Annotated in this window: 15 protein-coding genes; 11 read left to right on the forward strand and 4 right to left on the reverse strand. The window is 61.5% G+C overall.

From position 1 onward, the window contains the following. Nucleotides 1-14: 14 nt before the first annotated feature. Nucleotides 15-749, reverse strand: a complete 735-nt coding sequence (locus E0F99_RS03535; protein WP_083360020.1) for a response regulator — start codon at nt 747-749, stop codon at nt 15-17. A 496-nt stretch (nt 750-1245) separates the two neighbouring features. Here E0F99_RS03535 and E0F99_RS03540 point away from each other — a divergent pair, with 496 nt between their 5' ends. The 9 genes from E0F99_RS03540 (at nt 1246) to E0F99_RS03580 (ending at nt 9350) form a co-directional block, all read left to right on the forward strand. Then, on the forward strand, nt 1246-1872 hold the full coding sequence (locus tag E0F99_RS03540; protein WP_083360021.1) for a DUF1120 domain-containing protein: 627 nt from the start codon (nt 1246-1248) through the stop codon (nt 1870-1872). A 40-nt stretch (nt 1873-1912) separates the two neighbouring features. After that, nucleotides 1913-2536 (forward strand): DUF1120 domain-containing protein, encoded by a 624-nt coding sequence (locus E0F99_RS03545; RefSeq protein WP_083360022.1) that lies wholly within the window; start codon nt 1913-1915, stop codon nt 2534-2536. A gap of 38 nt (nt 2537-2574) precedes the next feature. After that, complete coding sequence (locus E0F99_RS03550) at nt 2575-3198, forward strand: DUF1120 domain-containing protein (RefSeq protein ID WP_083360023.1); 624 nt, start codon at nt 2575-2577, stop codon at nt 3196-3198. An 88-nt stretch (nt 3199-3286) separates the two neighbouring features. Beyond that, complete coding sequence (locus E0F99_RS03555; protein ID WP_083360024.1) at nt 3287-3916, forward strand: DUF1120 domain-containing protein; 630 nt, start codon at nt 3287-3289, stop codon at nt 3914-3916. Nucleotides 3917-3918: 2 nt separating this feature from the next. After that, entirely contained in the window at nt 3919-4656 is a 738-nt protein-coding gene (locus E0F99_RS03560; RefSeq protein ID WP_083360025.1) for a fimbria/pilus chaperone family protein, read from the forward strand. 56 nt (nt 4657-4712) lie between these two features. Then, nucleotides 4713-7166, forward strand: coding sequence for a fimbria/pilus outer membrane usher protein (locus E0F99_RS03565; RefSeq protein ID WP_083360026.1), 2454 nt, complete (start codon nt 4713-4715; stop codon nt 7164-7166). Nucleotides 7167-7177: 11 nt separating this feature from the next. Next, on the forward strand, nt 7178-8308 hold the full coding sequence (locus E0F99_RS03570) for a DUF1120 domain-containing protein (protein WP_083360494.1): 1131 nt from the start codon (nt 7178-7180) through the stop codon (nt 8306-8308). 9 nt (nt 8309-8317) lie between these two features. Next, nucleotides 8318-8689 carry a DUF1120 domain-containing protein gene (locus tag E0F99_RS03575; RefSeq protein ID WP_232000107.1) on the forward strand — a complete coding sequence of 124 codons (372 nt, stop codon included), beginning with the start codon at nt 8318-8320 and terminating at the stop codon, nt 8687-8689. Between the two features lie 10 nt (nt 8690-8699). Next, complete coding sequence (locus E0F99_RS03580; protein ID WP_083360028.1) at nt 8700-9350, forward strand: DUF1120 domain-containing protein; 651 nt, start codon at nt 8700-8702, stop codon at nt 9348-9350. Here the strand turns inward: E0F99_RS03580 and E0F99_RS03585 are convergent. Together E0F99_RS03585 and E0F99_RS03590 are read right to left on the reverse strand one after the other, a co-directional pair. Beyond that, nucleotides 9347-10618: a CynX/NimT family MFS transporter gene (locus E0F99_RS03585; RefSeq protein ID WP_083360029.1), complete on the reverse strand. Its 1272-nt coding sequence runs from the start codon at nt 10616-10618 to the stop codon at nt 9347-9349. The genes E0F99_RS03580 and E0F99_RS03585 overlap by 4 nt on opposite strands. Next, a complete protein-coding gene (locus E0F99_RS03590) occupies nt 10608-11267 on the reverse strand; it encodes a FadR/GntR family transcriptional regulator (RefSeq protein WP_083360030.1) in 660 nt (219 codons plus the stop codon). Before E0F99_RS03590 ends, E0F99_RS03585 begins: the two co-directional genes overlap by 11 nt. A gap of 159 nt (nt 11268-11426) precedes the next feature. Here E0F99_RS03590 and E0F99_RS03595 point away from each other — a divergent pair, with 159 nt between their 5' ends. Continuing rightward, nucleotides 11427-11738, forward strand: coding sequence for a type II toxin-antitoxin system MqsR family toxin (locus E0F99_RS03595; protein WP_083360031.1), 312 nt, complete (start codon nt 11427-11429; stop codon nt 11736-11738). Next, nucleotides 11735-12217, forward strand: a complete 483-nt coding sequence (locus E0F99_RS03600; RefSeq protein WP_083360032.1) for a type II toxin-antitoxin system MqsA family antitoxin — start codon at nt 11735-11737, stop codon at nt 12215-12217. Before E0F99_RS03595 ends, E0F99_RS03600 begins: the two co-directional genes overlap by 4 nt. A gap of 51 nt (nt 12218-12268) precedes the next feature. Here E0F99_RS03600 and E0F99_RS03605 read toward each other — a convergent pair whose 3' ends face one another. After that, a complete protein-coding gene (locus E0F99_RS03605) occupies nt 12269-13033 on the reverse strand; it encodes an amino acid ABC transporter ATP-binding protein (protein WP_083360033.1) in 765 nt (254 codons plus the stop codon). Nucleotides 13034-13037 lie beyond the last annotated feature (4 nt).

The raw sequence follows: 13037 nt of genomic DNA on the forward strand, positions 1-13037 counted from the left end.
TACAAATCGAAGCGTCATATCGTACTCACGTACGCGAAGTAAAGTTTGAGGTCATGCTCAAACGTCTTCAAGCGGCACAGGCTCGACCCCATACCATCGGCGCGGACCCGTTCAATCAGCAAACCGCCCTGCATCTCCAGTTCATCGCAACCTAAAAACGCCAGGCTTCCCAACAAACGGTGCAGCCGCTCCTGCACGACTTGTGCGTTCGATGTAAGGCGCGCATATGCCAGCGCCGCACAGTCCTTGCGGGCTTCGCGCAACAGGCTGTCGAGCATCTGGTTCACCACATGTTCGCTGCCGAACGTCTGGATCAGGTCCGCTCGGGTCGGCCAGGCCCCTGAGCCCCCGGGAGCAGGTGGCGAGACGCCGCATGGCGGACCCGGCAGCCAACGCCCCAACACATCGCACAACTGCGCAAACGTCAGCGGTTTGACCAGCCACGCATCCATTCCGGCATCACGGCAGCGCTGGGGATCATCAGCCCGCAGGTTGGCGGTAAGCGCGATGATCGGAACCCGTCGATAGCCGTTTTGCTGCTCATGAAGGCGTATGGCACGGGCCAGGGCATAGCCGTCCATCAGCGGCATTTGACAGTCGCTGATCACCAAGTCGAAGCGTCTGCGGGTGATCGCCGCCAAGCCTTCACAACCATCACCGACCACTTCGTGGCCGAGTCCGAGTTTTTCCAGAAGCCAGCCCAACAGCGCTCGATAGGCCGAATGATCTTCAGCCACCAATACGGCCATTTGGCGCCAGTGATCGGGGGGGGAAAAATGGAAAGGGACCTGCTGTGAAGAGGTATCGCTCGAAAGCACTCTCGCTCACCTCGTTGAAGTTGTCGGTAATGCAGCGCTGGCAGTCCCGGAAAAGGGCTGAGCAGCGCTGACGCGACAGTCAAAGGCGAGGCACTTTGCAGCGTCTTATGACATTCATATGACTGTCATCGCGACAAAAAAATAGCGCTTGAAGGCCGTGCTGGCGATACAACAAGTACGAAACTGATTATTTACCTACATTCGCAGTCAATTATTCCGACACAAGTAAGTCCCTTTTCCCTCACTCGCAGCATTGTCGTAATTGTTGCATGTCGCCAACGCGAACCTGTCGCTAGATTACTGCCCACTCTTGCCAGGGGCGGTCTATGCCCTCCCTGAACAGCCCTCGAAAACATGAGTCGACGTCTGACTGCGCGCGCCGATACGGCATTACGCGATAAGCCGGCCCGTACTGGAACCTACTGAAATGAATAACCTCTTCGCCCTGTTAAGCACCGCTCTGTTGCTCACCAGCGCCTCAACGGTTTTTGCTGCCAGTAGCGCAGACCTGACCGTCAAGGGCCTGATAACACCCAGCGCCTGCACGCCCGGTCTTTCGAGCAACGTAATCGACTACGGAAAAGTCTCGGCCAAGGATCTGAAGCAGGACAGCTACACGTTCCTCGGCGAGAGTCTCCTGCAAATGACGCTCACCTGTGATGCCCCGACCCTGTTGGCCCTGCAAGGCGTCGATAACCGCGGCAACGCTTATGACTCATACAACGCCTATGGCCTGGGCCTGGTCAGCGGTAAAAAACTGGGCGGGTATACCCTGGCGTTCCGCAATGCAACGAACAACGGCGCGGCGATTTCCCTGCTTGAGTCGGGCGATAACGGGCGCACCTGGACGGAAAACTACCTGGGTGACGTCTTGCCAATCTCCTTCCTCGCGTCTTTTGGCGATCGATCAACAGGCAACTGGGCCCCCACGCCAGTCCAGAACGTAACGTCAGAGCTCAATGTGCAAACCCTCATCTCCCCCACAGCGGGGATGGACCTGACCAACGAGATACCGATCCTCGGCTCCGCCACCCTGCAAGTGCGCTACCTGTAACCCTGCGGCTTTACTGCATCGCTCACAAGGACCTGTGCCCATGGAGAAATTCCACCCCGCCGCTCTTGCCTTTCTGCTGGCTGCCTGCGCCCCCGGCGCACTCGCGGCCAGTCATGCCGACTTGAGTGTCACTGGGATCATTACCCCCAATGCCTGTACCCCACACCTGACCAATGACGGCGTGATCGACCATGGAAAGATGGCCGTCAAGGACCTGCAACAGACGAAACCCACGTTGCTGGACCCCGCTGAAATGCAATTTGAAGTGCATTGCGACGGCGAGACACTTTTCACCCTGACTACCTCGGACAATCGCGCCGGCACCTCGGCTATCAACCCGGCGCATCACGGCCTGGGGACCACTCCTGAAGACGAGAAACTGGGGAGTGTCGCCTTCACGTTATTCGATCCGATTGCGGATGAAACCGCAGTCAACGTGATCGTCTCGCGCAACGGCGGCGCCAGCTGGAGCTTATCGCCCTACTTGGGGCATGAGGCACTGACGTCGTTCGCGGTGACGGGGGGGCCGAACACCCCCGTCGCCATCAAAGACCTCCGGGCGAGGCTGCGCGCATTCACCATTATCGTGCCGGCCCGCGACCTGACCCTGCTTGATGAAGTGCCTATCGACGGTCAGGCCACGCTGCAACTCAAGTACTGGTAATTGCGCTTTTTCTTCCGTTCTTCATTAGGAGTAACACCATGAGTAAGTCCCTCAACACCCTGATCGGCAGCCTGATGTTTGTGGCTGCCAGCACTGCCTTTGCCGCCTCCAGCATCGACCTGACAGTCAAGGGCCTGATTGTCCCGAGCGCCTGCGTCCCGGGGCTGACCAACGGCGGGGTCGTGGATTACGGCAAGGTTTCGGCCAAGGATTTGAATGCCGACAAGTCGACCTCTCTGCCTATCCAAATCCTGCAATTTACCCTCGATTGTGACGCCCAGACCCTGGTGGCCATGGAGGCCAAGGACAACCGCGAAGGCTCTGACTCCAACAACGACTTCCTGGAATTTGGCCTGGGCATGATCAATGGCACGGAAAAACTCGGCGGTATGGAACTCAAACTGTTTAACCCGCTTTCCAATGGTGCATCGATCAGCACCATCGGTTCCTACGACAATGGCGCCAACTGGAGCTCCGAGCGCCAACTGATGCGCGACAACATCCTCGCGCCAGCCGCAACCGGTGTGAATGCGCCCATTGCGGTCCAGCAATGGACTGCGGACCTTCACGTCATGCCCTTTATCGCCAAAACCAGCGGGCTGACCCTCACCAACGAGGTCGTCATCGACGGCTCGGTGACCCTTATCGTGCGCTACCTGTAATTCCATGCGCATCGAACAAGGGCAGGCCTTCACGCCTGCCCTTGCCCTGTACACAAACCATGAACAAGGCAACCGGTGAACCTTCCTCATGAAGCCCATCTCTTCAGGCCTTCTTGCCCTGCTTTACGTGCTCGGCGCCAGCTCGCTGGTATTGGCGGCGTCCAGCACCGAGTTGAGCGTTACCGGCTTGATAACGCCCAGTGCCTGCACCACGACGCTATCGGCCAACGGCATCGTCGACCACGGCAAGGTGCCGGCGCACACGCTCAACCAGTACGAGCTCAAAGACCTGCCCACTCAAGAGCTGGGCCTGGAGGTGAGCTGCAACCAGCCGGTGCTGTTTGTACTGGTGGGCATGGACAATCGCGCCGACTCCTCCTTGGGGCCAGGTTTTTATTACGGCCTGGGCACCAATACCCACGCGCCCCTCGAGCGGCTGGGCATTGTGTCCCTGACCATTGGCGAGGTTACGGCCGACAACCAGCCCCTACGGGTGCTGGCCTCCAGCAACCAGGGTGAGACGTGGTTCCCCGAACCCACGGCCTACCCGAACAACTACATGGGCTTCGCCAGCCCGGGCACGCTGGTGCCGGAACCCTATCGCGTGGTGAACGCCACTCTGCAAATCAACACGTCCATCAATGCCGCCACCTATTTGACCCTCAAGCAGGAAGTGCCGCTGGACGGTTCAATCATGCTTGATCTGAGGTATTTGTAGCCATGACTGCCCTACCCTTTTTGACCCGGATATTCATCTGCGTTCGCCTCACAGGTCTCTACCTCGGCGCGCTGGCGCTGGCGATCGGCAGCCCTGCCGTGGTGTTGGCCGACGGCATGGTGCCCGACACCTCGGTGGTGATCGTCAACGAGGCCGATGGCGAGGCCTCAGTCACCGTGACCAACACCGACGGTAAGCTGGCCCTGCTGCACGTCACCCTTGAAGACATTCCCGAAGACACGGCGACGCTGCTGTTTGTGACCCCGCCCTTGGCCAGAGTCGAACCCGACAAGAGCCAGTTGATCCGCTTCATCTTGCAATCGCCAGAGCCGTTGACTACCCAACGTTTGAAACGGGTGACCTTCGAAGGCCTGCCCCAAGGCCGTTCGGCGGCCCAGGCTGGGCATGCACAGGTGGGCGTGACGGTGCGCCAGAACCTGCCGGTGATCCTGCACCCCAAGGGCCTGGCCCCCAATCGCACGCCCTGGACCGGGCTGGAGTGGCGCTTGAGCCAGGCGCAATTGAGCGTGCACAACCCGCCCCCTTACGTGGTGCGCCTGGCCCAGGAACTGCGGCTGCTGCCCGGCAGCGGTTCGGCCCTGTTGCCGCGCACTTATGTGCTGCCGGGTGAAACCCTGAGCGTGACCGCCACAGGCACCGGCGCCAACCGCGTGCAGCTGCAACCGGCCACAGTGTATGGCTTTGCCGTGGCACCTTACGAAGCACCCATCACCTTATAAAAAAGAGTGGCCCGCCAAAGCCACCCAATATTTGAGTACGACCTTGTGAGCACAGCATGACTGACAGCGACGGCAGAGCCGTGCCTGGCGTTTCACCGCGCCACGCACGCAGAATACTGACGAGTCTGGCATTGACCCTGGGCGGCGCACTGCCGTTCGGCGCGCCACTGGCGAGCGACCTGCTCGCCGGCTCTTTCGACCCCCAGACCCTTTCCCGGCGTGGTATCGACCCGGAACTGGCCAACCAACTGCTGCAAGCCCCGCGTTTTGCACCGGGCCGGCATGCGCTCAACCTGAGTATCAACGGCCAGCGCCGTGGCCGCGTGGACGTGGCGTTCGACCGCCAGGGCGGCCTCTGTTTCAGCCGTGCCCTGCTGGATGCGGGCAACCTGATTTTGCCCGATGACGACAAAACGACCACCTGCCATCGCTTTATCGAACGCTACCCGCAAACCGTGATCGAGCAAGACCCGGCCGGTCTGAGCCTGGCGCTGGTGGTGCCGACCGACGCCCTGCGCCCGGCCCAGCAGGATATCTCCGGCTACCAGACCGGCGGCAAAGCCCTGCTGCTCAACTACGACCTGACCGGCCTGTACAACGAATTTGGCGATAACAGCAGCCGCTTCGGCTCGGCCAACACCGAAGTCGGCTTCAACGCTGGCGACTGGATCGTGCGCAGCCGGCAGGTCAAGACCTGGCAGGACAGTAGTTCGCGCACCACTCACCTGGACGCCTACGCCCAGCGCACTTTTGCCGAGCAGCAGGCGGTGTTGCAGGCCGGGCAAATCAGCCTCTACAACCCAGTGCTGGCTGGCACGCAGATCACCGGCGCCCAGGTGCTGACCGAAACCGCGTTGCAAGACCAGAACCAGGGCGCGACCATCACCGGCATCGCCAACAGCCCGGCCCAGGTGGAAATTCGTCAGAACGGCGCGTTGATCCACTCCACCGTAGTGCCCGCCGGGCCGTTTGCCCTGGCCGATGTGCGCCGCTTGAACAGCCGCTCCGACGTGGAGGTCACGGTCAAGGAAACCACCGGCGAAGAACGCCGCTTTACCGTGCCCGCCGCCATGCTCGGCCTGGGCCTGCCCGCGCCGGGCTATTCGGTGGCGGCTGGGCGCATGCGCCAAATCGGCACCAGCGACGCCCAGGAGCCTTGGGTGATCAGTGCGGGCTGGAGCGGCCCAGTGCACCCGCAACTCAGCGTCAGCGCTGGCGGGCTGGTGGCGGATGCCTATCGCTCGGCGGGTGCCAGCCTGGGCTGGTTAACTTGGCAGGACAGCCAACTGCAGTTCACCGCACAGGCAGCCCAGGCCACCCCCAAGCGTGAGGGGACGGAGCGCGGCGTGCAAACCGACCTGTCCTGGTCCCAGCGCCTAAGTGACAGCTGGGCCGTAAGCACCGCAGGCTCGTGGCGCTCCCAGGGTTACCGCGACCTTGAGGATTCAACCTACGTCGGCAATAGCCAAGAGCAACAGCGCACGCGTTACCGCGACCAGCAAAGTTTTACCGCGTCCTGGGCGCACCCGGCGTTGGGTGCGTTCAGCGCCGGGGTCGCGCGCACCGCCTCGTATGACGGTGAAAGCAGCAGCCGCGCGCTGGCATCGTGGGGCACCAGTTTTGGCCAGGTGTCGGTGTCGGCCAGTGCCGAATGGCAAGTGGGCGGCCGCCAGCAGAACGACGACAGTATTTACCTGAACATCAGTGTGCCGCTGGGTGAAAGCCGGCGTGGGCGCGCCTGGGTACACAATACCGGGGGTGAGCACCGCCTCGGTGCGGGCGTGAGCGAACAACTCAACGATCAACTGAGCTACCGGGTAGGCGTGGAACGCGACAGCCGTGACCGTGAAGTGGAGTCGTCGGTCGGCGTATCGGCGTTGCCGTGGTACAGCCAGCTGGACTTCAACTACACCCGCAGTGACGAGGAGCGTGCCAGCTATCAAGGCGGCGCCCGCGGTGGCGTGGTGTTACATGAGGACGGCCTGACCTTCTCGCCATACCCGGTGCGCGACACGTTTGCCGTGATGTCAGTGGGCGACATGGCCGGGATCAAAGTCAGCACCCCAAGCGGCCCGGTATGGACCGACTGGCAAGGTCAGGCGGTGGTGCCGCAACTCAGCGCCTATGGCCCAAGCCCGGTGGAAGTGCAAACGCGCTCACTGCCGCGCAATGCTGATATCCACAACGGCCTGGCCGTGATCGCCGCCGGACGCGGTGCAGTCGACAAGGTGCACTTCGGCGTCGCCCTCACCCGTCGCGCCCTGTTGAACGTGACCACCGACAGCGGCCAGCCGTTGCCACGGGGCGCCACCGTGAGCAGCGCCGACGGCGAGTTCATCACCCTGGTGCAGGAAGGCAGCCAAGTGTTCCTGCCTGACGTGATTGCCCCACGCGCTCTGTGGGTCAAGGCACCGGGGCAGCCACGTTGCCGACTGGACTTTGAACTGCCCAAACACGCCGATCCCGACGTGTATTTTGAAACCGCACCGGCCCGGTGCCGCCAGCCATGAGGATGTCCACCATGGGCCTGAAACACGCGTTATACCCCTTGGCTTTTGTGCTGCTGAGCGCGAATGCCTGGGCCGCCGAAGAGTGCCAGCTCAACCTCAGCCAGGCGCAACTGGACTTTGGCCTGATGAACCGCGCCGTGGCGTTAGTCCCCGCGCCTGAGCGCTTGCTGGGGGAACGGCGTATCAGCCTGACGCTGAACTGCCCGCAGCCCACCGACATGAGCCTGTTTTATCGCGCACCGGGCGCCGGGGCCGAGCGTTTTCGCTTTACCGAGCGCGGCAGCTACGGCCTGCGGGTCAGCGAAGCGCTGCTGGACGGCCAGGCGGTGGAGCTGGGTGTGATCGCAGGCCAGGGGCAGCCGCCCTCCGCTGTCAGCACGCATCTGGCGTGGCAAGCGGACCACGGCCTCGTGCCGATGCGCGCAGGCATGCCGATGACCGGGCGCAACTTGTCATTGCAGATCGACGCCAGTGCCTGGGCCCGCGAAGACGCCGCGCGGGTGCGCGATGCCGTGACCTGGGAGGTCGCTGGGCTGTTCGACGCCGTCACTGCCGGGCGCTCGCGGGAACTGCGCCTGCAAGCGCGCTTTGCGCCGGCGGCGTGTACGCCCATCCTGTCCAACGGTGGCCATGTGGAGTTTGGCAAGCTATCGGTCAGCGACCTGAATCTGGACAAAGACACCCCTCAGGCCCCACGCACCTTGTCGCTCAGTGTGACCTGCGATGGGCCGACCGCCTTCGCCGTTCGCATGCAGGACAACCGCCAGGGTTCGGCGACCGGCGTCGCCGATGAAAGCACTTATGGATTAGGCCTGGACGCTCGCCAACAGAAAATCGGCCGCTATCGGCTGTTGTTCGACACGGATCGCCTCACCGCCGACAACTTCGCCCAAGTCTTTCAAACCCACTCCGCCACCGACCAGGGGCCCTGGAGTAGCGCCAGCACAGGCATCGTTGCCGTCGGCGCTAACCGCTACCTGGGTTTTGGCGCTGCATCCGGCAGCACCAGCGGCCCCAGTGCCATTCAAAACCTCAATGCCACGCTGAGCCTGGAAGCGGTGATTGCGCCCCTTGGCTCGCTGGATTTGAGCAGCGAGGTGCGGCTGGATGGCTCGGGCACTCTCGACATTTATTATTTATAGGCTCACACCATGAAACCGTTTCTGATGGCTTTGCCCCCCCGGGCATGCCTGGCCACAGGTTTTGCGGCCCAAGCAGCCTCCACCGTTGACCTGAGGGTCTGCGGGTTGATCACGCCCAGTGCCTGCGAGCCCAGCGTGTCCAATGGCGGTGTGTATCCCCTCGGCTCAACCACGTCCTCTGGTTGGGCCCCGACAAGCCTGCTGTCGAACGCCTTCCTCACGTCGTTTACTTCCGTGCCCACGGGGCTGACGCCGACACCGATACAACAATTGAACGCAGACCTGCAGATCACGCCGACCATCGCCGCTGCCAGCACGCTGCCGCTGACAGAACAGATGCCCATTGAGGGTTCCGTGACCCTGACCATGAAGTACTTATAGGAACTGAATCATGAAAATCTTGTTGAGCGCTTTAACCGCCGGCGTGTGGCTGACCAGCCTGTCTGCGGCCCACGCCGCGTCCACCGCCGAGCTCACCGTGGGTGGGCTGATCACGCCCATGGCCTGCACGCCTGTGTTGTCCGCTGGCGGGTTGATCGACTTCGGCAAGATCTCTCAGAAGGACCTCAACCAGACCACCGGCACCCGGTTGCCGCTTAAATCGCTGACGCTGACCGTCAGTTGCAATGCCCCTGGCCGTTACGCCTTGCGCATGCGCGATAACCGCGACGGCACCGCCCATGTCAACAGCGAGATCTATTACGGGCTGGGGCTGGACAGCGCGGGCAACAAGCTCGGTGTGTACTCGGTGAAGTTCGATCCTAAGCAAACGGTGGCCGATGCCTTGCCGGTGACCTACGGCACCGAATCGACCACCGGCGGCGTAGCGTGGCGCACATCCAACACCCAGCCCATCGACATCGGCTCCAAGAGTTTACTGGGCTTTACCGATGTGGTCGGCAGCACCGCCGGACCGTCGGCGATCAAGAACCTGACCAGCACCCTGACATTGGAAGCGGTGATCAACGCCAAGCAGAACCTGGACCTGAGTGTGGAGACGCCCATGGACGGCTCCGCCACGTTGGAAGTGGTCTACCTCTAGCCCTGGAGTTTTTCGCTGGTGACCTGCACATACAACGCACGCCCGGCACCGAGCCCGGCGATGATCGCGCCCAGCCCGATCACTGCGAAGATCCAGCCCACGGCGTTCCAGCCGCCGGTCCAGTCATGCACCAGGCCGACCGCGAACGGGCCCATGGAGGCCAGGGTGTAACCAATGCCCTGGGCCATGCTCGACAGGTTCGCCGCCACGTGGGAATCGCGCGAGCGCAGCACGATCAAGGTCAGCGCCAGGCTAAAGGTGCCGCCCTGGCCCAGACCCAGCAGGATCGCCCAACCCCACAAGCCATCAAGTGGGGCATACAAGCAACCGAACAGGCCGCCAAGGGTCAGCAACATCACCACCACGATGGCCAGGCGTTGGTCCTTGCCACGCGTAGCCAGCCAGGGCGCGGCGAGGGAACTGGCCAATTGCACGATCACTGAACCGGACAGCACCAGCCCCGCCTCGGTCGCTGTGAGACCGCGGCCAATCAGAATAGAAGGCAACCAACCAAACACGATGTAGGCCAGTGAGGACTGCAGGCCCATGTACAAGGTCACCTGCCAGGCCAGTGGGTCACGCAGCAAACCTTTCACGCGGTAGGCAACTTGATGCGCGCCGTGTTTGTGCCCCACTTGCGGCAACCAGAACAGCGCCGCCGCCAGCGCCGGCAGGATCCAGAAGCCCAGGCCGAAGGTCCAGCTGTCGCCAAAATACTTGCTCAGGGGCACCGTCGAGCCGGCCGCCAACGCGGCGCCCAGGCACAGCGCCATGGTGTAGACGCCCGTCATGGTGCCGGCGTGTTTGGCGAAGTCACGCTTGACGATGCCCGGCAGCAACACGCCGATGATGCCGATGCTCGCACCGGCGATCAGGCTGCCGGCGAACAGACCGACCTCGCCGAAGGAGCTGCGCAGAATGATCCCGGCCGCCAACGTCAGCAAAATCCCCAGTACCACCCGCTCGGCGCCGAAGCGCCGCGCCAGGATCGGTGCCATCGGCGCAAACAGCCCCAGGCACAACACCGGCAAGGTGGTCAGCAGACCGGCTTTGGCGGCTGACAGCCCCAGGCTTTGTGAGACTTCGGCCAGCAATGGCGACAGGCTCGACAGCGCCGGGCGCAGGTTCAGCGCCACCAATATCAAGCCCAACAGCAACAGCCACGGCCGCATGACAACCGGCGGTGTGTGCTGCACCACGTCGTCGTCGACTTCAGCGTCAATCAGCAGCGCTTTGAGTTCGGTGGTGCTTTTGACTTCAAGGTTCATTGATCAACTGCCGGCAGAGGGATTTGGCACGTTCCGGGTCTTGATGCTCCACGGCGTCGAGCAGGGCGATATGCAGGTCGAACACGGCCTGGCGACGCGGTGAGAGGGTCAGGGTCTGGCGCAACTGGGCGCCGACGATGGCGGAGAAATAGTGGTACAGCTCGCTTAAGGCCGGGTTGTGCGCGGCATCCACCAAGTGCTTGTGGAACACCAGGTCGGCACTGATATAGGCCTCCAGGTCACCGTGGTACAGCGCGGCGCTGACGCTTAAGGCTTGGCGTAAATTTTTCAGGTCTTCATCTGTGCGACGCAGCGCCGCGAGCCCGATGGCCTCCACTTCCAGAATCTGCCGGGTCTCCTGCGCCTGCTCCAAGGTGCAGTGGGACAACGCGCGCATCGCGCCCAACGGGTCGGTCATCGAGCGCAGGTAACTGCCGTCGCCCTGACGGACCTCGATCAAGCCGGAAAAAGCTAATACACGCATGGCTTCGCGCACGGTGTTGCGGCTGATGCCCAGTTCGGCAGAGAGCTCGGGCTCGGTGGGCAGGCGCTCGCCGACGGCCCATTTGCCTTCAGTGATGCGCCGGCGCAACTGCTCCAGGGCCTGGTCGACCAGCGAGCGTTTGATCAGGGGGGCGATGTCTGTCATGGGTTTTGCACTTTCGTCCAATCATAGGATGAATTTTCCTACAGCCTATTCGGAGCCACCTACAAAGGCAACGCACTAGGGTTTTGAAGCGATAAAAGGAACTAAATTTTCGATTGGTAAAATTACCCTCAGAGGGTAATTATTGGACTCAGGTGTCTTATGGAAAAGTACACACCTCATTACGATCTGGCGGTGATAAAGGCTGATGTGAGGCGGCTTGGAAAGCGGGCATTTACGCTTGCAGCAAAGGAAACAGGCTGGCATCTCGGGCTCGACCTCCACGAGATGCAAGAGGTCGTTTTCCAGTTACAGAACAGGATGTTGTACAAGTCGATAACCACGTATGCCAATCATCGTGTCTGGCAGGACGTGTACCACATCAACTCCCACGGTCTGGAGATTTACATCAAGGTCACTTACTGCTCAGCCGGTAACCCTCCAGTGATCTCCTTCAAGAAGAAGAGCTCATGAACACTCAAGATTGCTTCATCTGCGGTGCGCCCGACGCCATGACGCGTTTCGAAAACCGCAGCGAAACCCTTCGTGTCAAAGGCATGGAGCGACGTGTCGATAACCTGTCTGGCTGGGAATGCCAGCAGTGCGGCGACGGCATGCACGACCCTGACAGCTCCGATCGGCATAGCGCGGCCGGTGACGACCTGGTCCACGCCGCGCGAAAAATGATCGGTACCGAGATCAAACGCACACGCCGCAAGCTGCACCTTACGCAAAAAGAAGCAGTGCAATTGCTGTCCGGCGGCGGCCACAACGCGTTTTCACGCTACGAACGCGGTGAGCTTCTACCCCCCAAACCCTTAGTGCTATTGATGCGGTTATTGGATCGCTACCCGCATTTGCTCACCGATGCCAAGGCATTGACCGAGGGCGCAGACATGCGCGGGTTCACTCATACCTTGAACACAGCGCATAAGGCGCTAAAGACTTCCTAGCCCCAAAAAATAAACCCGGCACCAGGCCGGGTTTACCGTTTCAAGCATTGATCAATGCAAGATTTGACTCAAGAACAACTGGGTCCGCTCATTCTGCGGGTTGTCGAAGAAGTCATTCGGTGCCGCCTGTTCGACGATCTCACCTTTGTCCATGAAGATCACGCGGTTGGCCACGGTGCGGGCGAAGCCCATTTCGTGGGTCACGCACAACATGGTCATGCCGTCTTCGGCCAGGCCGATCATGGTGTCCAGAACCTCTTTCACCATTTCCGGGTCCAGCGCCGAGGTCGGCTCATCGAACAGCATGATTTTCGGCTTCATGCACAGCGCACGGGCAATCGCCACGCGCTGTTGCTGGCCGCCGGACAGTTGCCCCGGGAACTTGTGGGCCTGCTCCGGAATGCGCACGCGCTCAAGATAATGCATGGCAATTTCTTCGGCCTTGCGCTTGGGCATCTTGCGTACCCACATCGGCGCCAGCGTGCAGTTCTGCAGGATGGTCAGATGCGGGAACAAGTTGAAGTGCTGGAACACCATGCCGACTTCACGACGGATCGCTTCGATCTGCTTGAGGTCGTTGGTCAGTTCCACGCCATCGACCACGATGCGGCCCTGCTGATGCTCCTCCAAACGGTTAAGGCAGCGGATGGTGGTGGACTTGCCCGAACCCGACGGGCCGCACAGCACGATGCGCTCGCCCTGCTTGACGTTGAGGTTGATGTCTTTCAACACGTGGAACTGGCCATACCACTTGTTCACGCCCTGCATCTGGATAATGCCTTCAGGGCTCACAGGCTGTTTGATCGCTTCGCTCATAACA

This window comes from Pseudomonas antarctica (assembly GCF_900624995.1).
In the GTDB taxonomy this organism is placed as follows: Bacteria; Pseudomonadota; Gammaproteobacteria; order Pseudomonadales; family Pseudomonadaceae; genus Aquipseudomonas; species Aquipseudomonas antarctica.